Source organism: Paenibacillus cisolokensis, from assembly GCF_050481165.1.
Classification (GTDB): domain Bacteria; phylum Bacillota; class Bacilli; order Paenibacillales; family Paenibacillaceae; genus Paenibacillus_AH; species Paenibacillus_AH cisolokensis.
This window is the reverse complement of sequence record NZ_JBCNFP010000012.1, coordinates 17,914-38,340: the sequence shown is the minus strand read 5'-3', so window position 1 is coordinate 38,340 and position 20,427 is coordinate 17,914. Positions and strand designations below refer to the sequence as shown.

At 59.8% G+C, this 20,427-nt stretch carries 12 protein-coding genes and 1 pseudogene; 3 read left to right on the top strand and 10 right to left on the bottom strand.

What is annotated here, in order from left to right; genetic code table 11:
* Positions 1-240: 240 nt before the first annotated feature.
* From ABEV74_RS02020 to ABEV74_RS01975, 10 genes and pseudogenes are all read right to left on the bottom strand, one after another.
* The gene (locus ABEV74_RS02020) at positions 241-2,493 is read right to left on the bottom strand and encodes a glycoside hydrolase family 88/105 protein (RefSeq protein WP_430143090.1); all 2,253 of its coding nucleotides are present in this window, start codon (positions 2,491-2,493) and stop codon (positions 241-243) included.
* Between the two features lie 3 nt (positions 2,494-2,496).
* Positions 2,497-4,260, bottom strand: a complete 1,764-nt coding sequence (locus ABEV74_RS02015; RefSeq protein WP_430143088.1) for a hypothetical protein — start codon at positions 4,258-4,260, stop codon at positions 2,497-2,499.
* Positions 4,257-4,577, bottom strand: coding sequence for a hypothetical protein (locus ABEV74_RS02010; protein ID WP_430143086.1), 321 nt, complete (start codon positions 4,575-4,577; stop codon positions 4,257-4,259). The genes ABEV74_RS02015 and ABEV74_RS02010 overlap by 4 nt, the downstream gene beginning before the upstream one ends.
* Entirely contained in the window at positions 4,574-5,533 is a 960-nt protein-coding gene (locus ABEV74_RS02005) for a sugar phosphate isomerase/epimerase family protein (RefSeq protein ID WP_213527833.1), read from the bottom strand. The genes ABEV74_RS02010 and ABEV74_RS02005 overlap by 4 nt, the downstream gene beginning before the upstream one ends.
* Before the next feature lie 43 nt (positions 5,534-5,576).
* Positions 5,577-6,452, bottom strand: a complete 876-nt coding sequence (locus ABEV74_RS02000; protein ID WP_430143084.1) for a carbohydrate ABC transporter permease — start codon at positions 6,450-6,452, stop codon at positions 5,577-5,579.
* 52 nt (positions 6,453-6,504) lie between these two features.
* Positions 6,505-7,407 (bottom strand): ABC transporter permease, encoded by a 903-nt coding sequence (locus ABEV74_RS01995; RefSeq protein ID WP_430143082.1) that lies wholly within the window; start codon positions 7,405-7,407, stop codon positions 6,505-6,507.
* A 91-nt stretch (positions 7,408-7,498) separates the two neighbouring features.
* A complete protein-coding gene (locus ABEV74_RS01990) occupies positions 7,499-9,115 on the bottom strand; it encodes an extracellular solute-binding protein (RefSeq protein WP_430143080.1) in 1,617 nt (538 codons plus the stop codon).
* A gap of 380 nt (positions 9,116-9,495) precedes the next feature.
* The gene (locus ABEV74_RS01985) at positions 9,496-11,721 is read right to left on the bottom strand and encodes a helix-turn-helix domain-containing protein (protein ID WP_430143078.1); all 2,226 of its coding nucleotides are present in this window, start codon (positions 11,719-11,721) and stop codon (positions 9,496-9,498) included.
* 877 nt (positions 11,722-12,598) lie between these two features.
* On the bottom strand, positions 12,599-13,834 hold the full coding sequence (locus ABEV74_RS01980; RefSeq protein WP_062490768.1) for an Nramp family divalent metal transporter: 1,236 nt from the start codon (positions 13,832-13,834) through the stop codon (positions 12,599-12,601).
* A 156-nt stretch (positions 13,835-13,990) separates the two neighbouring features.
* Positions 13,991-14,276: pseudogene (locus ABEV74_RS01975) on the bottom strand (CD3324 family protein).
* Positions 14,277-14,852: 576 nt separating this feature from the next.
* Between ABEV74_RS01975 and ABEV74_RS01970 the strand changes: the two are divergent.
* The 3 genes from ABEV74_RS01970 (at position 14,853) to ABEV74_RS01960 (ending at position 20,243) form a co-directional block, all read left to right on the top strand.
* A complete protein-coding gene (locus ABEV74_RS01970; protein WP_430143076.1) occupies positions 14,853-15,722 on the top strand; it encodes a MurR/RpiR family transcriptional regulator in 870 nt (289 codons plus the stop codon).
* A 212-nt stretch (positions 15,723-15,934) separates the two neighbouring features.
* Positions 15,935-16,924 (top strand): ROK family protein, encoded by a 990-nt coding sequence (locus tag ABEV74_RS01965; RefSeq protein ID WP_430143074.1) that lies wholly within the window; start codon positions 15,935-15,937, stop codon positions 16,922-16,924.
* A 235-nt stretch (positions 16,925-17,159) separates the two neighbouring features.
* The gene (locus tag ABEV74_RS01960; protein WP_430143072.1) at positions 17,160-20,243 is read left to right on the top strand and encodes a family 10 glycosylhydrolase; all 3,084 of its coding nucleotides are present in this window, start codon (positions 17,160-17,162) and stop codon (positions 20,241-20,243) included.
* Positions 20,244-20,427 lie beyond the last annotated feature (184 nt).

Genomic DNA, 20,427 nt, shown 5'->3' with positions numbered 1-20,427 from the left:
TGTTTGATGCAACGCTAGTGACTTTTTGTTCATCGTACCGATGCTAATTGTCCCGGATAATGCGAAAGTGAAAAGTCGCCAGGCTTTCCGACGATTTTTCAGGTCAAGATCCGAACGGGCATGTCAGACGAACGCGAAAGACTGGCGCGGGAACGAGGGGGCGTAAGGATCCGGTCGAATGGCGGCGGCTGCCCCCCCCATAATAGTGCCGAATCCGCCGCCGCGCGGGGAGCCCTGCCGTTATTGCGTCGAATCTGCCGCCCATCCGGCGGCCGCCGCTTTAAGCAGGCCGATCTCGACGCCGGCTAGCATCATGATGCCGATGCCGTGATTGTCGTTGACGACCGTCCCCAGGTCGTACATATAATATTCCGGCGAGAAGGAATAGCGCGAGCCGCTGCAGACGCCGTAAACGTTGCCGGCCCTGTCGATGGCGCGTTCCGTCAAGCCGCGCCAGGCGCGGATCGCCGCATCCGCATAACGGCTTTCGTCCGCGAGCCAGCCGAACCGGACGCCGCGGGCGAAAGCGTAAGCGAACATGGCCGTGCAGGACGACTCTTCGTACGCTTCGGGCTCGTTCAGCACCTGGCGCCAAAGGCCGGACTCGGTCTGCAAGGCGGCTACGCCGGCGCACAAGTCCCGGAAGAAGGAGAGCAGCTCTTCCCGACCGGGATGGTCGGCCGGCAGCCTCTCCAGCAGCTCCGAAAGAGAGAACAGCACCCATCCGTTGCCTCGCCCCCACGGCACTCGAGTAGCCTGCCCGTACTTGAAATCGAATACGTGCGACATCAGACGTTCGTCTTCTATAAACAGGTAGCGCCGGTACAGCAGAAACTGTCTGACCGCCTCATCCATCGCTTCCGGCTTGCCGGCCGCGGCGGCATATCGGACCAGAAACGGCACGCTCATGTACAGATCGTCAGCCCACATCGTATCGGCCGAATATTCGCCTGCGCACTGCCGGTAGAACGCGCCGTCTTCGCGCCGTTCCAGCCGGCAGAGCATGAAGTCGGCAATCGTATCGGCTATGCGCGATAATCCGGCGTCGCCTGTCAGCGGCTGTGCCTCCAGCATAGCGGAGCCGAACGAGCCGCAGTTGTCCAGCATGCGCATAAGGACGAGCTGGTGATTAATGGATGGAAAGCCGTATTCGTCCCGGTCCCAGAGCGAATATTCGTAAAGTCCGGTGCAGCAGCGGATATGGTCCAGCGCATATCGGGCAAGCTCATCCCGCCCGAGCACCCGGGAGGCGCGCAGCAGCCCGTACATCGTCACTCCGAGCGGATAGTCCCACCGCCCGAAGTTGGTGGCGGAGCCGCTCGTCCATTTGTTGCTCAGCATGGCGTTCTCATAGTAAGGACGGACCCGCGTCATCGGCGCGTCGGCCGACCAGGTGATGAATCCGGCCGGCTCGCCGGCTTCGTCGACGGCGGGCAGCAGCGTGCCGATCGCGGTGACGGTCCCCGGCGCCATGTCGAACTTCGGATCGACCGGACCCGCGTACAGCCAGGGGCCCTTGCAGCCGTGCGCATGGACGGGTGGCTCGAACGCGAGCCGTTGCCCGCCCGAGTGCGCTTCGAGCTCGAAGCCCCAGCCTCGTTCGCCGCCGACGGTGCGCACCAGCAGCTGCGGAGATGCGGCCGTCGGCCTCACGGTCGCACGGAACGCGCCGTCTTCCGTCAGACTTGCGACGAGCCGGCCGTCCAGCCAAACCGACGTCGGGCCGAAGGCGCGGCCGGTAAGCTCGATATCCGCACCGGGAAGAGCGGACAGCCGCGTCCAGCCGTAAGCGGCGGCCGGAGAGGCAGGCCAGCCGAACAGCCGCTCGGCGTTCGGCAGCGCCGCCTGCGCTTTCGTCCACCGCGTCTCGGGCAGCCAGCTCAGGCCGCTCGACGACTCGGGCAGCCGCCAATCGGGGAACGCTCCGTTCTCGCCGAACAGCGGCGTAGGCACCGGCCCCGCGTATACCCAGCCCGCGCTTCCCGACCGTTCGGCGAACGGTGCCAGAACATTCAGAATGCGCACCTTTGCTTCCACTGCGCCGAACCGGCAGCCGAAACCCGCCGGCGTCCGGCGAGCCTGAATGAGCAGGGTATTCCATCCTTTGCGGAGCGGCAGCGGGATGACGGCCCGCGCATCCGGCTTCATCTCGTCGACCGCGCTGGAACGATACAGAAGCTGTTCGTTCATATAAAAGCGGACAGGGCCGAGCGGCTCCAGGATGCCGTCGATCGGACGCTCGTCGTCGCTCCATACAAGACCGAATACGTAAGCGAAGTCGCCCGGCTTCGACTGCGGCAGCTTGCCGCCCAGCTCCATGTCGTAAAGCCCTTCCGCGTTTTGCAGAACGCCCGTCTTGGCGAAGGCGCGCAGCGCGAAGGGAACCGGCGGGTTGGCTCCGACATAGCGTCCCGCTATCAGTTCCACGATACGGTGATCGTCGTCGCCGAACGCATAGCGCGCGCTCTCGCGCGGATCCATATAAACAGTCACCGGTCATTCCTCCTTTCGATCCGTCCCGGACAGCCGAATGTCGAACGTCCGGTCGTAGGGGGTCACAAGATTGACGAGCAGCGCCGCACAGCCGGACGGCAGGGCGGCGCCGCGGATCGCCGCCGTCCGATGCTCGTGCGCGCCGCCGGTGAGCTCGATCCGGTCGGAGCCCGCCGAGTAACAGACCGCACCTTCGCGCCAAAATTGAGCGCCGGCCCCCGCCGGACTCAGCCCGTCGCCGTCGATTTCGCCGGCCGGGTCGAATACGAACGAAATTTGCGTCAGCATGGCATCCGGCATCCCGCAATGAACGCGCAGTCTCCAGCCGTCCGCCGTCCGCGTCAGCTTCACGCCGACGCGATGCCGCTGAAGGTGAGTCACCTCGCGAAGATGATGCGGCAGCAAGTACCATGGGCTGACCGGGCCGCCGCTTGCGGCGGGTAGCCGATCGGCAGGTATGGGGCCGTAATAGCCCTTCGCTTCTTCGCCGAACAGCCGGTAGCCGTCTTCGAGCGGTTCCAGGCCGTTCATCCTGACATAGCCCGGCTCGAAAGACGAGGCGATCTGCACGGCGAGCAGACGGGCGGCGCCGTGGCGCAGCGCGAAGAAGGAATTCGTCTCCGTCATGACGGTCACGCTCGTTCTGCCGTACCGCTCGCGCGCGATGGGGGCGCCGAATTCGGGATGCAGCCGGCTGTGGTGGATGTGCCCGCCGTGTCCGGCCGACGCCATCTCCGCCAGATAGCGTTCGCGCGGGAACGTGCCGTTGATGACGACCCGGTAGTTGTCCGGCAGCTTGCCGGGCTCGGGGACCGGCTCGAGCAGCTCCGGACGAAGCAGGCAGCCGAGCAGGCCGTTGTTCGGCGCGCTGCCGGGATGGTTGAGTGCATCGCCGGCGAGCTCGGCCAGCGCCGCGAAGAGCGGATCGTGATCGCGGTGCGCCATCAGCTTGGCGGGGAGAAAATAGCCGGACAGGTCGTGCTTATGGCCGAAATCCTGCCGGCCGGAATAATCGGTGACGACTTCGCCGTCTGGATGGACGAGATAGGCCATCATGCGCAAATTGCGGCGGACCGGCTCGAGCAGTTCGGGTCGGCCGAGGAGGTCTGAGGCATGGATCAGCATGAGGTCGCTCACGCTGTTGTAAATGCCGTTGCTTCGTTCCGTCCATTCGCCGTCCTCCGTACAGTCGATCCCCTCGGCGAGCCATTGCCCGGCCCGAGCGGCCAGCTCGCGCTGTCCGGTCAGCTTGTGCAGGAAGCCGAGCGCGGCGGCCAGCACCCAGCGATGGTTCGGCGTATGGCAGCCGCCGGTCGCCAGTGCCGGCGCCGTCCGCTCCAGAAACAGCCGCAGGTTGCCGCGCGTCCGGTCCAGCGCTCTCCAATCCTGCCGTGACAGCAGTTCCAGCACCTGCGCAAGGCCGACGACGACGAAGGCGGTATCCGGCGGCGAATGCAGGTTCGTCCAGCCGGGCGAGATCGTGCCGTCGTCGTGCTGGAATCGGAGCATGAATTCCGTCGCCAGCTCGAGCCGCATTGCAAGCTCGGTGTCGCGGTAGTACCGGGATTCCCGGCTGGCGAGCGCGCAAGCCCAAATGGCCATCGTCATCGGCGTTCCCGTATGGCTCGGCCATGGAATGCCGTTCTCGGGATCGCACACCCCGCCGCGGAACCGGCTGGCGGAATCCATCGTCTGGCGCTCCAGTCCGTCCTTTGTCCAGTAATCGTTGACCGCTATCAGCTTCTCGTACAACCTCATGCCGCTCATCCTCTCTCCCTCACTCCTTCGGCGCCGTTCCGTTTTGAAGCGTCCGCCTGATCAGGGCGGGCTCGGCCTCGATTTTCAAAATTTCCTCGTATAACGTATAACCGAACCCAGGGAACAAACAGTGTCTCCGGATCGGGATAATCGTAATCGACGAACGTCGTAGACGGCCGGAACCGGTGAAACGATTGCTGGTATTGACGCGGCGACGCTTCGCTGTCGCGAAGCAACGAGACGCCGATGCGCACGGGGAAGAACGGCTCGTTCCGGTCAAAGCGCAATTTCGGCGCATACGCGGCCGAATGGCGGGTGTCCGTCATCGGCCATACGCCTCCAGTGACGCCAGCTTGCCCAGCAGGAGCTCGTGGCTTCTTTCGATTTCATCCGGCCGGCAGGCGGCCTTCAGCTCGTACACTTTCACCGGCGCGGCTGCGATGATCGGCAGAAACCGGTCGAAATACGCCGGATCGCCGCTGTGCACATAGGGGCACCAATGATCGGACAGCCCGACCGACTCGTGGATATGAACGCCGACGACGCGATCCTTGACCGCCTCCATATCCTTCAAGTTGTCGTACAAGCCCATCCGCTCCATCATCATGCCGTGGCCGAAATCGTACCAGAGTCCGACGGGAGCATCCTTCAGTCGGTCGAATATGCGGCGCGCCTCCCGCAGCGTCGGTATTTGGTAGCAGCGGGAGCGCGTCTCGATGCCGATCGTTACGTCCCAGCCTTTGGCGGCGATGCGCTCGCACACTTCCTCCAGGCTGTCGCCGATTCGCTCAAGATAGCGGCCGCTCAGCGATTCGCGACGCCCGATCATTTCGTTCCACAGCTGCCGGTAGCCGTCCGAATCAAGGCCTTGCTCGCGGTAAAGGCGTTTGAGCGCTTCGTCGATATTATAGTCGAACGGCACTTCGCCGGGATGGACGACAACCGCCTCGGCGCCGTATCGATGGGCGTATTCCGCCGATCTGACGAGCAGCTCGATCGCGCGCCGACGTTTGTCCTTATCGTCGAACCCGAGCAGCGCGGAGTCGGTCCCGTAATCGGGATCGGAAACGTGAGGAAACGTGTTGTGCACGCTGGAAACGCCGATTTCGCCGCGTTCGATCATCGGCTCGATCGTCTCCAGCAGCTCCGGCGAGACGTTATAGTTGAGCTCCACGCGACGGAAACCAAGCTCCGCGATTTCCGCGATCATAGCGCTTCCGACGGTATGCCGTTTGATGTTCCAGCAAGTCGAAAACGAATACTCCCCTTTGTCCTTTCCCATTTTGGTTCTCCTCCTTGCCGTTTGGTCCGGCACCGCTTCATGTTCATCCTTTCACCGCGCCCAGCATGACACCGTTGACAAAATACCGCTGAAGCCACGGATACACGAGCAGAATCGGCACTGTTGCAAACATGACGCTGGCCGCTTTCAGGCTTTCGGGCTGCAGCATCGACTGCCCGGACGCGCCTTCGAGCTGCATCAGCTCGCTGATCATATTGTTCTGGACGAGCTGATACAGTTTGAGCTGAAGCGGATACATCTCCGGACTCGTAATATACAGAAGCGTATCGGTGAAGCCGTTCCACCGGCCGACGGCATAGAACAGACTGAGCGTTGCAATAACAGGCAGCGACAGCGGCACGATAATGCTGACGAGCGTCCGGAAGTAGTCGCTGCCGTCGATTTGCGCCGATTCCTCCAGACTGTCCGGGATGTTTTGAAAAAACGTGATCAAAATGATCAAATAGAACGGGCTGATGAGCCCCGGCAGCACGAGCGCCCAGATCGTATCGAGCAGATGCAGGCTGCGCACCAGAATATACTCCGGGATGAGTCCGCCGCTGAAAAACATGGTAATGATAATCATGAACATGACCGGCTTGCGGCCCTTCAGCCTCGTCTTCGACAGCGGATAAGCCGCGGCGATCGTCATCAGCATGCACAAAACCGTGAACAGGCAGACGAGCAGGACCGTGAAACCGAGCGAGCGCATCATCGACATATCGGAAAATACTTGCTTGTAGGCGCCCCAGTTCAGCTCGACCGGAACGAGACTGACTTCTCCGGACATGATCGCGCGGGCCGAGCTTAGCGAAATGGCCAAAATGTGGAGAAACGGAGCCAGACATAGCAGCACAAAAAACGACAGGGCGACGAAATTGACCGCGTCGAACGCGCGGCCGGCACGGCGTTGGTTCATATGTCATACGCTCCTTTCCGTAGTGCGGGAACCTTCGTCCGCCAATCGCGGCTTACAAAATGCTTTGCCCCGCCAGCTTGCGGGATGCGTAGTTGGCGCCGAGTACGAATACGAGCCCGACGACCGCCTGGAACAGGCCGACTACCGTGGCAAGCGTATATTGGCCGGATTCGATGCCGATGCGGTAGACGAACGTGCTGAGCACGTCGGCATAGTCGCGCACCGCCGTATTGCCGATAATGTAAGGACGTTCGAAGCCGATGGCGATCATGTTGCCCAGGTTGATGATGAGCAGCGTCACGATCGTCGGCTTGAGGGCCGGGAGCGTAATGCTCCATATTTTTCTCAGCCTGCCTGCTCCGTCCACATCCGCCGCTTCGAACAGTTCGCGGTTGATGCCGGTCAGGGCCGCCAAATAGATGATCGTGCCCCAGCCGGCGCTTTGCCATACGCCGACCGCCAGATAGGTGACGAGCCAGTACGTCTTGTCGGTCAAAAACGGAACCGGGTCGAAGCCGAGCGATGTCACGACATTGTTGATCATGCCGGATTGCGTGCCGAACACCTGATACACGATGCCGCCGATAATAACCCAGGAAATAAAATGCGGGATGTACAAAATCGTCTGCGACAGCTTTTTGAACCAGACGAACTTCATCTCGTACAGCATGATGGCCAAAATGAGCGGCGCCGGGAACGAAACGAGCAGATCGAAAAAGTTGAGCATAAGCGTGTTGCGCAGCGTCTTGTAGAAGTCGGCCATCGCGAACACTTCCCGGAATGCGTCAAATCCGATCCATTTGCTGCCGGTAATGCCCTCGAAAAAATTGAAGTCCTTGAATGCGATAACGATGCCGTACATCGGACCGTATTTGAACACGGCGAAATAGATGACGGGCAGGACGAGCAGCGCGTATAGCTGCCAGTGCCGGCGAAAATATCCGATCGCGTTCATCGTCGGCCTCCTTTCGTTTTACGACGCGTAAAGGGAAGAGGACGAAAGCGCCCTCGTCCCCTCTTGTGCGCGAGTCGATCGACCGCAGCCATTATTCGGTCATCTCCCGGTAAGCCTCCGTCCGCTCGTCCAGTATCGCCTGGCCGCCGCTGGCCATGTAGTCTTTCATCATCGTTTCGTACGTACTCTCGAATTGCTCCGGCTTGACCATCGTCGTCCTGACGAATATTTCGTTGAACTTTTCGAGCAGCGAAGTGCCGTATTTGGCTTGCGCCTCAATCGGCTTGTCGAACAGAACCGGTTTGATCGTATCCGTACGGGAAATCGTCAGCGCGCGGCGCGTCTCCTCCTGATAGGCCTCCGGCATCCCGAGAACGTACGCCTCGACGTTTTTGTCCGGATCGCCGAGCTGTTTGCCGTTGGAGATGATCGCCATGTCGCCCTGGTTGTACAGCCGGTTTTTCGCTTCCTCCGAAGGGTTCGCAATCATGACCGGAATGCCGTCCTGCAGCGTGTAGTTCTCGCCTTCGACACCGTTCTGCATGTGGAACAGATGGTCGCCCGACGCCATCCAGTCCAGGTATCGGATCGCCTCGACCGCGCGCTCGCTCGATTTCGGAATCATGATGTACATGCCGATCGGCGCGTATTCCGGTTTCGGATGCTTCCCTTCCTCGTTCGTGTAGACATCGACGGCGGAAAGCTTGGCGCCGGGAACGTTTTTTTGCAGCGTAGCGTAGACGCCGTCCGCATAGAACGGGTTCATGTCGTCCTCGCTGAAGAAGCCGACCAGTCCTTTCGACACGTCCTCGTTCAATTTGGTTTTGTCCTTGTCCAGTCCGAAATCGGGGCTGATGAGTCCTTCGTTGTACAGCTTGTTCATAAATTGCAGAGCGTCCTTGAAGCCCGGCAGCAGAATCGGGTAATCGCGGGAGCCGAGCTGCTGGGTCAGCGTATAGCGCTGCTCTTCCGTGACCGGCTTGATGAACGACCAGATGAGCGGCTCGTATTGAGCCGGCGCGATCGTCATGCCGAGCGGGATCGTTTTGCCGCCGGTCCGGCCGGGATCCTTCTCTTTGAACGCCTTGAGCGTCTCGTACAGCTCCTCAGTCGTCTGCGGCACCGGAAGCCCGAGCGCGTCGAGCCAGTCCTGGCGGATGAAGGAGGCGTATTTGCCGAGGTGGGACCGCTTGGCCGGCAAAGCGTACTGTTTGCCGTAGACCCGGCCGTAGGCCAGCGTCTCTTCGCCGAGGAATGCCTTAAGGTTCGGGCCGTGCTCGTCGAGCAGCTCGCCGAGATCGGCCAGCCCGCCTTGCTGCGCGTACCGGTAGAAGGTGCCCGAGTCGTAGGTGAAGACGATGTCCGGCACGTCGCCGCCGCTGGCCATCAGCACGTTAAGCTTCTTCACTTCCTCGGATCGCGGGACAGGCACGTATTCCAGCTTGATGTTGTTCGGCGTGCCGAAGTTGTCCTGGGCGTACCGGGTCAAATAGTTGTTCGTAACGGAAGAACCTGCCGGCGAGTTCCCCCGGTCGAACACTTCGATCTTGAGTGTGACCGGCTTGCCGGAGGCGTTGCCGCCGCTCTCCGGCCGCTCGCCGCCGCATGCGGTGACGAGCAGCGAGCAGGCGATCGCGAGCGCAACCAGCATGATTGCTTTTCTTCCGCTCCGTCTTTTGACGCCTGTCCGTTTCGTCGCTCTCTCCATTGTGTCAACCCCTTTGCCTTTGGTCGATTTACACCGGGGTCGGCGATTTTGAATGCGCTTTTATTTGCGGGTTTGATGCCGGCGCTCCGGATGGCATCAGTATGGCACGGCGGTACGCACACCGGCAATAAACCAGTTTCCGATAGGCCAACCGATGCGCAGAACCCGCGCCGCGAGCGCCTTTTTTTCCAAATCGGCCGCACCGTTTTCCCGTTATAAACCGATTTCAAACGGGCATCTCGTTCCGCATCCGTTGCTATTGGGCGCGTCGATTAGTCGAGCCGGCTGGTCGTCAAAGCCGGTCATGCCGCCGCGCCGCGGCTTGCCGGCTGCTGTGACGCGGCTTGTCCGCCGCCGTGCGGCAAGTTTTGCCGGCGCCGCTATTGCGGAGCGGAGGGGTGCATTTTCAACCGGCGATAATCGCTGGGCGTGACGCCTACGGTCCGTTTGAATACCCTCCCGAACGTAATCGAATTGGCGTAACCGACCTTCAGCGCGATATCCTGTATCGTGTCGTCTCCGTACGCAAGCAGCCGTTCGGCATGCTGCATCCGCAGCCGGACGAGATAGTCGACGAATTTCATGTCATATTCCAGTTTGAATAGGTAGCTGGCGTATTTGCCCGAAATTTGGAACCGGTCGCTCAGATGCTTCAGCGACAGATCCGGATTCGCGAAATTTTCCTGAATGTAAGCGCGCATCTCCGCGATCATCGCCTTGTAGCTCTTCGTTTCGCTGATGGCGACATAGGTGCGGTAGATTTCGTTCAAGTATTCGAGCAGTAAAGCTTTCATTTCGCGGAGCGATGGCGCGTACGCGAACCGGCTTCGCCATAGCTCGGCCTGCTCTCCTTCGAAATAGCCGCCGAGATTGCCGGACAATTCCTTCAGTTCGCGTCCCAGCAGTTGCAGGAGCAGCCGCAGCAGTGAATGAATGTCCTCGTCTCTGGGGGCGTCGGCCTCCAGCTGCCTGAAGAGCAGTTCCAACTTCTCCCGCCACGTCTCGTCAGTCAGACGAAACTTCTGAACGCATTCCGTACATAATTGCATATACTTGTACATTTCGTGCTGTGCGCCGTTCGGCAGATCGTCGCTGGTCGCCACCGCATCGCGTCCGATCGACAGTTGATGATCCATTGCCGTCAGCGCCGCGCAGTAAGCCTCGTGCAGCCCGCGCCAGCCATCGACGACGGAGCCGATGCCGAACGAGAGCGGAATTCGCAGCCGCTCCTCCATCCATGCGCGGGCGACGGAGGCGGTGCGCCTGAGCCGCGTTTTCACCGATAAGGCGTCGCCGTCCGCCGCAAGAATAAAGGCGATCCGGTCGGGAGCGGCCCATTCCCCCCAGGCGTACAGCTCTTCGCTAAGCGCCAGCTCCTGCATGACATTGCCCAGCGCGTATTTCATCAAGTTCTGCTCGCCTGGGGAATAATCGGACTGAAACGACTCGTACTGCTCAAGCCTGGCGATTACAACCGCGTAGCGCTCCTTCTCCGGCAGCGGGTTCAGCTTGCTCAGCCGCTCGCCGATATGACGTCCCCGTTCGCCGGCGATCAAATCGAGGAACAGCTGGCGGCGCTGTATGGCGGCGCTTTCCCGCTTTTCCTTCTCGTAATCCCTTGCCTGATCGATCAACTTTTCCAGCGCCCGGTCGATCACCGCCAGATCGTCCAGCTCGCGCCCGGTTCCTTCGTTTCGGAGCTGCAGCGTCTGTATGCGGTTGACCATAAGCCGGATCGGCTTATAGTTGCGCTTCGTAATCCAGATCAGGTAGACGATCGCCGCCGCGAACGTGAGAGAAGCGATCGCAACCCACACATACGATATGACCGACACCCAGCCGAACAGTTGTCCCGCTTGAATGCCGCTCTCGAATGTCCAGCCGAGCCGCTCGGATCTTGCTGTCGTCAGCACCTTGCCTTCCGCGGCTGCGTCGTCGCCGTCGTCGGGCGGGTAGACAAGTTGACCGGCCGCGTCGCGGACCCGCATAAAGGATAATTGACGGTTCGTCATGCCGCCGATCATTTTTTCAATCTCATACAGGTCCACGTTGATGACGATGAGGCCGTCGTCGCCGAACGGCAGCGGCGCCCGCTTGTACATGGAAATGACGGCGGCCGGCTGGGCGATTTCCGATTCCCGGTATTCCCGGGAGGGCGACCAACCGCGATACTCGAGATTGTTCCACGCCTGGCCGATGAAGGCACGATCCCCGAACGACGACAGCTCCGATTGGCCGTGATCGGTCAGGATGGTACCGTCCGCCCGGCGGTATACGTACACCGAATGAATCAGCTTGTTGTCCTCCATTATCGCGCGCAGGCTGCGGACAACCGCATATTTGACCTCAAGGTCGGTCGACCGGTTCATATAGAGAGTGAAGTTCGGATTTTTCGCTGCTTCGTTTAGAATCGTCATCTCGATTTCGCGAACCGCGCGCTCGACTCTGTCGATCGTATAGCCTGTCGCGATGCCGTCGGCCTTTTTCGTCTCCTTGCGCGTTGTTTCGTTCACGACGATGTAGGACAGGAAGATGATGATGGAGAATGCGAGCACCAGAATAGGGAAGTAGGAAAAGAGCAGACGAAAATACCAGTTGCGCATCATCGCGGAACCCCCCCGGATACATAATAGTCGGAACTCAAGTGCGCAAGGATCGGTGCGAAGGTTTGAAGCGCGAAATAAGGGCTGCGGCGTCCGTTTAGAACCGCCGACATGCCGAACGACAATTCACACGAGTTATGTAAGCGTTACCAATTATGCATTAGCGTCAGTTTAAGCGGTTTACCTTAGGGATTATTGTAACATATCGTTTCTGGAAAAAGCCATGTGGTAGTCGCCGAGCCGGGGGGGCGCGAGCAAATAAGGAGGCCCTGAGGGGGCGCAAACGGGTGCCCGGCGTAGTAGGCGCGCTGAGGTATGCAATGTGAAGGAGGGCGAGGGAATAGAGCCCTGAGGCACGCAACGTGGAGTCCGGTGGGAAGGCGCGGACAAATAGGGCCCTGGGGGTTCGCAATCAGGCGTCTGGCAGAGGAGGGAGGGAATAGGGTTCTGAGGTACGCAATGTGAAGTCCATCGGTGCGCCTGCTTTCAACGCCCCTAGTCTCCCGGCAGATTGCTTTGGCGAAATCCTGCAAAAGTGCAGGAATTTTGGCCCGAATAGATGACTATGGGGTAAAATCCTGCGAAAGTACAGTAATTTTTTACGATTTTCGCCTGTTTGGCTTAAACGGATTAAAAAAACTGTATTATCGCAGGAATTTTTGCATTTTGGGTATTTTGCGCCCGAAAAACCTGTACTTTTGCAACTTTTTGTTCATCGTACCGATGCAAACGGGTGCCCGGCGTGGTAGGCGCGGACGAATAAGGCCCTGGAGGTACACATCAGGCGTCCGGCGGGTTAGGCGCGGACGAATAGAGCCCTGGAGGTTCGCAAACGGCCGGCCGAGTGATTCGGCGCGAGGCTTCCCGCCTTTTTTCCCGCTCAGGAGAAGAAGATCGTGCGAATATTGTTGGCGGCCAGAACGAACAATACGGCGATGCCGATGGCGGCGAGAATGTTGCTCGCTGCTTTGTTCTTGAGCTCGCCCATCACCGCCTTGTCGTTGGCCACGGCGAACATGGCGATGCCGATGACCGGCACGATAATGACGGTGACCGCCTGGGCCAATACGATCATCTCGAGCGGCGCAGAACCGAAAATAAGGGAGACCAAAGCGCCGATCGCCATCACGAGCATAATGCATACGCGGACGCTGCGGTCGCTCAGCTTGCTTCCCAGGTCAAGCGCTTCGGCCAGCATCACGCCGCCGATCGTCGCGTTCCCCGTCAGGGAGGAGAAGGAAGCCCCGAACAGGCCAAGCAAAAAGACGTCGTTGGCCCAGCTGCCGAAGACGGGCTCGAGCGCTTTACCCATGTCACCGGCGGAGACGATTGTCGTCCCTTGGGGCAGCAGCACCGCCGCCGCGCTGATCATGATCATGGATGAGATCAGGCCGAGAATGATAATGCCGGAGAAGCTTTCGCGGATGCCGTGCTTCCGGTCGGCCTTGGTCAGTCCTTTCTCCCGGACGAGATAGGATTGGTAGAACGCGCCGACGATGCTGAACGTCGTGCCGACCAATCCGATCACGAGCAGGATGGAGCCGTCCGGCACGACCGGGACGAGACCGCTCAATATGCCGCCGATGCTCGGTTTGACCATGATCAGCGTCAGCAGGAAAGCGGCGATCATCAAGGCGACCATGGCGAGCATCAGCTTTTCGAGAACGACGTAAAAGTTTTTGGTGAACAACAGGGACATGCCGATCACAGTCGTCAAGACGATCCACAAGACGGTGGAGGTTCCGGTCAGATCGGCGATGGCGAGCCCGGAGCCGATGGCATTGCCGGACTGGAACGAGGCGGTGACGAGGAAGGCGCCGATGCCGATCAGGACGGAGGCGGTCTTCCCCCATTTCGCCCGGATGAGAGCCAGCAAGGAGCGGTCCGAAGCCATGCCGATGCGGGCGCTCATAGCGGTAAAGACGAGCATGAACAGAACCGACAGCACGAGCGCCCAGAACAGGCTGTACCCGTACAGGCTGCCGATTTTGGACGTCAGGGTAATGCTGCCGGGACCGAGCACCAGCGCGGCGGTAATCAAGGATGGTCCCAACGTGCCGAGCCACTTTCTGAATGAGGAAGGAATGGTTTGCCGATCATCTGACAGCGCTTTCATCAATAAACCTCCTCTATAGTTCCGATTGTATTGTTATTGTAAGAGGATGGCAGGTATTGCGACAAGACTTTAAATCGTCTCTAAATATCCGCATCCGCATCCGGATCGGGATCGGGAAATATCGGCGAAAAAAGCCCGGGAGCGGCCTGACGGCTGTCAGGACTCGCTTACCCGGGCGTTGCGCGTTTTGGATATGATTTTGCGGATGCTGTCTTCCGACAGGTGATAGAGGCGCTCCAGCTCGGCGATCGAGCAGCCGCTGCGATAGCTGCGCCAAATTTCCTCGTTCCGCCTTCAGCTTGCGCGTTCCGCTTAATTCGCCCCATTTGGCGCGCCGGTCGTTTTTTTTCGGAATATAGATCAATTCGCCGTCGATGTACTTCTGCAGCTCCTGGAGAAGGCTAGGGGGAAGCACATCTCTTCCATTTTTGTAATGCCCCATTGAAAACCTCCTTCGATTGACGCGAGCGAAATGCGTATGCCTGTTCATCTGCAATAGTCCGAAATGCCATGATGACGGCTCCTCCTTTCATGATAATGTGATGTCCGAAAAGACAAAAAAACCGTGGAGTTCCAAATGATCCACGTTACTGCGCAGCCTTGCGGCCGCTACTTCTTCTATAATCATTATAAGTAAATACTTTCCAATGCCGCAACAAAATAAATAAAGCAGATTGCCGCCAAATAGGGAGAGGCCCCGCAGGGCCTCTCTTGTACGGGCTTCGCTTACGCGAAGACCACCTCATGGATCTGAATCATTTCGATCAGCCTCCTTTCCGCTCGATTCGTCGGCCCGACACTTTAATTAACGCATATGGCGATTGCAGCCGGCAAGCGAAAGAACGGTTATAACCGTTTTTCACACACGGAGGAAATATCCGCGAACATTTAAAATGAAAAATATATCTTTCAATCGTATGAAAACGATGTTACAATAAAGATCATGCGCCCTGAAAAGGCTGCAGAACAAGCCGACGCTTCATGTTTCCATCCTGCGGGAAAGAAGGAGAATCGAAGGATGAAGAAAGAACTGAAACGGATGCAGACCTCCAATCCGATTTTGATGATTTCCAGCATATACAATTCGTTGACCAAGGCGGAGAAGAAAGTGGCCGACGCGGTTCGCGACAATCCGGAAGAAGCGGTCATGTTTACGGTTACCGATCTGTCGGAGAAGGCGGGCGTAGGCGAAACGTCGGTCATCCGGTTTTGCCGCAAGCTCGGTTTTCGCGGTTATCACGATTTCAAGCTGGCCGTCGCGCAGGATCTGGTCCATCTTCCCAGCTATATAACAGGGGAGATCGACGAGTTGGACGAATTCGACGTCATTATCCGCAAGATGACCCAGAACCATGAAAGCATACTGAAGAGCACGATGGATCTGCTTCGTCTGGAAAGCCTGCAAGAGGCCGTCGAGCTGCTTGTCAAGGCGAACAAAATCTATATTTACGGCGTCGGCTCCTCCGGCATTACCGCGCTGGATGCGCATTACAGGCTGATGCGTCTCGGGATGAACGTGGAAGTGCAGCGCGATTCGCATATTATCGCCATGTCGGCGGCGCTGGCCGGTAAAGGGGATGTCGTGCTCGGTATTACGACCTCCGGCAGCACGAAGGACCTGGTCGATCCGATCGCGGAGGCGAAGCGCAACGGAGCCGGCGTCGTCTGTCTGACGAGCCACGCCAAGTCGCCGATCACCCAGATCGCCGATGCGGTGCTGCTCATCCCGTCGAAGGAGACGCCCTTCCAGGGAGGCGCGCTGACGACCAAAATTGCGCAAATCCACGTCATCGACATTGTGGCGACGCTCATTGCCATCACGAAGAAGGAAACGGCTTACGCCTCGGTCAAAAAGACGGCGAACGCGGTGGCGGACAAACTGTATTAAAAGGACAAGCGACTTGTTGAGAGGACAAACGGACTCTTTAAAGGACAAACGGACTCGTTAAAAAGGCAAGCGAAAAAGTACAAACGGACTCGTTATTGGACAAGAAGACACGTTAAAGGACAACCGAACTTGTTGAAAAGACAAGCGGACTTGTTGAAAGGACAACCGAACTCGTTAAAAGTACAAGCGGACTCGTTCGGAGGGGAGAAAGCATGACGGAACTGGCTATCGGCGTCGACATCGGCGGGACGAAGATGCACGCGGCAGCGGTGGATCGGACCGGGCGCATCGTACTGGAGCGGATTGCGCCGACGCTGGCGCAGGAAGGGGGCGAAGCCGTTCTGTTGCGCGCGCTTGAGCTGACCGGCGCCGTGCTCGCCGAAGCGGAACGTCTGTCCGGCGCCCGCCTGGCGGGAATCGGCATCGGCAGCGCCGGGCAGATCGATTTCGCGACGGGGAAGGTCGCCTATGCCGGCGGGACGATGCCGGGCTGGACCGGCATCCCGCTCGGCGCGGCGGTGAAGGAGCGGTTCGGGCTGCCGGTATGGACGGACAATGACGTCAACGTCTTTGCCGTCGGGGAGAAAGCGCTCGGCGCCGCCCGCGAATTCGACCATTTTGTCTGCCTGATGCTCGGCACGGGCGTCGGGGGCGCGATCATGGAAGGCGGACGGCTCGTGCGCGGCGCGTTCGGCGGAGCGGGAGAGCTCGGCCATCTGTCGGTCAATTTCGACGGTCCGCGCTGTTACTGCGGCAATTACGGCTGTCTGGAGCTGTACGCTTCCGGCACGGGAATCGCCCGTCTCGCCCGCGAACAGGCGGCTGCGGAAACAGCCGCTGCCGGTACGGACAAAGCGGATGGCGCGGCCGGCGTGCCGGAAGGCGGTTCGGAAGGACCGGATTCCCATGCGGTCATTCGAGGCTGGCTCGCCGGGGAGCCGTGGGCGGTCCGCATTATGGACAAGGTGGTGCTGGCGCTCGGAACAGGCATCAGCAGCCTGGTGCATACGTTCAATCCGCAGGCCGTTATTATCGGCGGCGGCGTCGCCGCGACGGGCGAGCCGCTCATGGCGGCGATTCGCGAGCGCGTCAAGGCGCAGACGTATCCGTCCATGGGCGGGCATCTCCGCATTTTGCCGGCGGGACTCGGCGCCGGCGCCGGCGTCATCGGAGCGGCCGCGCAGGTGTGGGTGTACGGCTAGCAACCGCAACCGCACGTGCACACGCGCCTTCGCCGATATAATGTCCGGAACCGCGAAGCGGGGATGTCCGGCGGGACATCCGGTTTTCCGCGGCCGGAACCGTTTTTTCGATTTTATTGTAAGCGCTTTACTCATGTACTTGTGTGCGTCGATGTTGCCAAGGAGGTGAGGCGGTACTGCAACAGACATCAATGTCCGACACAGTCAAAACCGAACCGAATGGGAGGATGACGTAATGAGAAAGCGAACGATTACGACGGCGGTTGTTCTCGTATTGGCGATCGTGCTGTCGGCGATGGCCGGGGAAGGGGCGGCGTATGGCGCCGATGATCCGGAGCCGAAGGGGCAGCCCGGGGAAGAGGCACTGTCAGTTGCGGAGGCGCACGCGCCGGACGGGGCGTCGATCGGCATCACGGATGTCAACCGGCCAATCCGGGCGGCCGACGAGCTGATTCTGTTCACCCGCGAGCATGCGTCCGACAAGACGGACGGCAACGCTTATTCGGCCGCCGTAACCGCCGAGTATTTCGACGGCAAGTATACGGTGACGGACGTGAAGGCGCGGGTCGGCGCCGTCCCGATTCCGACGAACGGCTTTGTGCTGTTCGGCCACGGGACGAGCGAGCAGTGGCTGCTCGAGCATTTGAAGGCGGGCGACGAAGTGACCGTGACCGGCATCGACCTGCCCGAGCCGGTCGACGGCAGGCAGCTGCAGCTCGAGGACGGATCGAGCGTTAACGTCGACGGTGTCGACGAGGAGCGCAGCGCTGACGGCGTAACTTTGTATACGAGCGCATACGGGACGTCGACGCCGCCTTACGGAGCGGATACGGCCGAATACATCGTGACCGGGGACACCGTCGCCGGCATTCAGTCCGACGGCGCCAAAGGAACTTTCATTCCGGCGAACGGTTATGTCATTTCCGCTTCGGGCGCCGCACGAGCGCTGCTTGCAAGCGTCGAGGTCGGGCAGACGGTGCGCGCGCTGAACCTTGACATCCCGATCTTGCCCGAGCGGTACGCGCAGATTCGCGATATCGTCGTGCCGATCGACGACGTGAACGGGGTACGCGACGCGAACGAAGTGGTGCTGTATTTGCCCGATTACGGGGCGACGACCGGCACGAACGCCTGGGGGATGGAATTGACGGTCGTAAACGACGTCGTCACGAACATCGTCGGCTTTCGCCCGGACCCTGCGAATCCGGGCGGTTTCCTCGACAACAATTCGCCCATCCCGGCGGATGGCTACATCATATCGGTTCAAATCGGAAGTGCCGCGTATGCGGCGCTGAACGGCCAAGTCGCCGTAGGAGACGGGGTGAAGCTGGTATTGGACAACCAGACGCTATACAAGGCGGCCAAAACGGCATACGACGCCGTCAATCCGAAGACGCGCGAAGACAACCCCGGCGGCTACGACGAGGCGACGAATACGCCGTATCCCGGATTGCGCGGTCCCGATCAGCTTATCGTGTATGACGGCGGCTACGGGCAACCGTCGACCGGAACGAATCCGTGGGGGCTCGAAGTGACGGTGAACGCCGACGGCAAAGTCGTCTCCATCGGCGGCAACGACAGCGCCATTCCGGACGGCGGACTCGTGCTATCCGGCCACGGAGCCCAGGCGTCCTGGCTGGCCGCCAATGCGCAGATCGGCGCCACGGTAAGGGTGAACCGCGAAGCGAAGACGGTTCTGCTGCTGTTCACGCCGGAGTCGTACCTGGACAAGGCGGAGATCGGCTTCGCGAACATCGGGCGCGAGCTTGCGTCATCCCGCGAACGGTTCCTTGACGTGCCGTACGGAGAGATCGAAAACCGAATCGCCCAGGCGGAGCAGGCCTATGCGGAAGCGGAAGCGCATTTGCGGGACAACGGAGTCGAAGGCTTATCCGATATTTTGAACCGGCTGGAACGTTTCCTGAACGAAGCCGGCTATATGAATGTCGAATCACGCGGCGTCGAGCACCGGGGGCTCTGGCTTCGCCCCAAAGAGCAGACGGTCGAGCAGGTCCGGGAACATCTGACGGCCATCAAGGCGCTGAACATCAATGCGGTTTATCTGGAAACGTGGTGGGACGGCTATACCGCATTCCCGACCGACAATCCGCTGACCGGGCTCAATCCGATCTACAACGGCTTTGACGTGCTAGGGGCCTACATCGAGGAGGGCAAGAAGCTGGGGATCGAAATTCACGCCTGGGTGGAAAACTTTTTCGTCGGCGGAAATAAAAAAGGGCCTGTGCTGGAAATCCATCCCGAATGGACGATGCTCAGCCGCAAGGGAGACCCTTACGAATCGAGCGCAGGCAGCGACTTCAAATATTACTATCTCAACCCGGCGCTTCCGGATGCGCGGGACTTCGTCTCGTCGGTGTACAAGGAGCTGCTGACCCAATATGATGTGGCGGGCCTCCATCTCGACTACACCCGTTATCCGGGGGCCGGCGATTATACGAATGATCACGGTTACGAGCCCTATACCCGGGAGTTGTTCAAAAGCGAGTACGGCGCCGATCCGCTCGATCTCCATCCCGGCGATGCGCTGTGGGAGACGTGGCTGGAGTTCAAAATCGGCATCATCAATACATGGGTCGACCGGGTCGTCGCGGAAGCGCGCGCCATCAAGCCGGACTTGTCGATTACGGCGGCCGTATGGCCGAACTTCGAGAGTGCTCCCGCGCTGCTCGCCCAGCGGGCCAAAGACTGGGTAGACAAAGGCTACATCGACACACTGTTCCATATGTCGTACCATCCGGACGCCTCGCTCGTCGTCGAAGACGCGAGGAAGACGCTCGCCGTAGCCGGAGGAAAGTCGCTTTCCGCTTCCGGGGTCGGGACGTTCATCGGACTGACGAAGGAGGAGCTTGCCCGGCAAATCGCCGGCGTCAACGCGGAAGGGCTGCACGGCAGCGCGCTGTTCGAGTTCGAATCGTTGTTCTCCGGCCGCTACGGCGATATTTTGAAGCCGGGCGTTTACCGGAACGAGGCGGTCTTCCCCGCCTTCGGAAAGACCGCTCCTTATGAAAAGCTGTTCGCAGAAATGGAGCGGAAAATCGATGACATCTATGTGCCGTTCGGCGGCATGCCGGCCAAATCGGTGAAGAAGCTGGAGAAGCAGCTCGAGAAACTCAAGAGCGCACTCGATCGCGACGACGGTGCGCTGACCGCCAAGACGGCCCGCAAGCTGGAGAACGAGCTCGGCAAGCTGCGCCGCGAGATCGAAAGCGACCGCGCGCTTCATGCCGAAGTAAAGCTGCGGATGACCGCAGACCTCAAGCTGGCGGAAGACCTGCTGGGCGTTTATCAGTCCCGGTAAAAGTAAAGAGTTGAAACTGATCCCGCCCCCGTTTTGCCGGATTCCGCATGGCAAGACGGGGGCGGGTTGCGTTTCGGAGCCATAGGTCCGATCGACGGTGCATGCCTTATGCCCGATTCGCCGGTCCATCATCCTTCGCGTGCATTGTTGCTTGAGATCCTGTAGAATGGGTCAATATGTCATA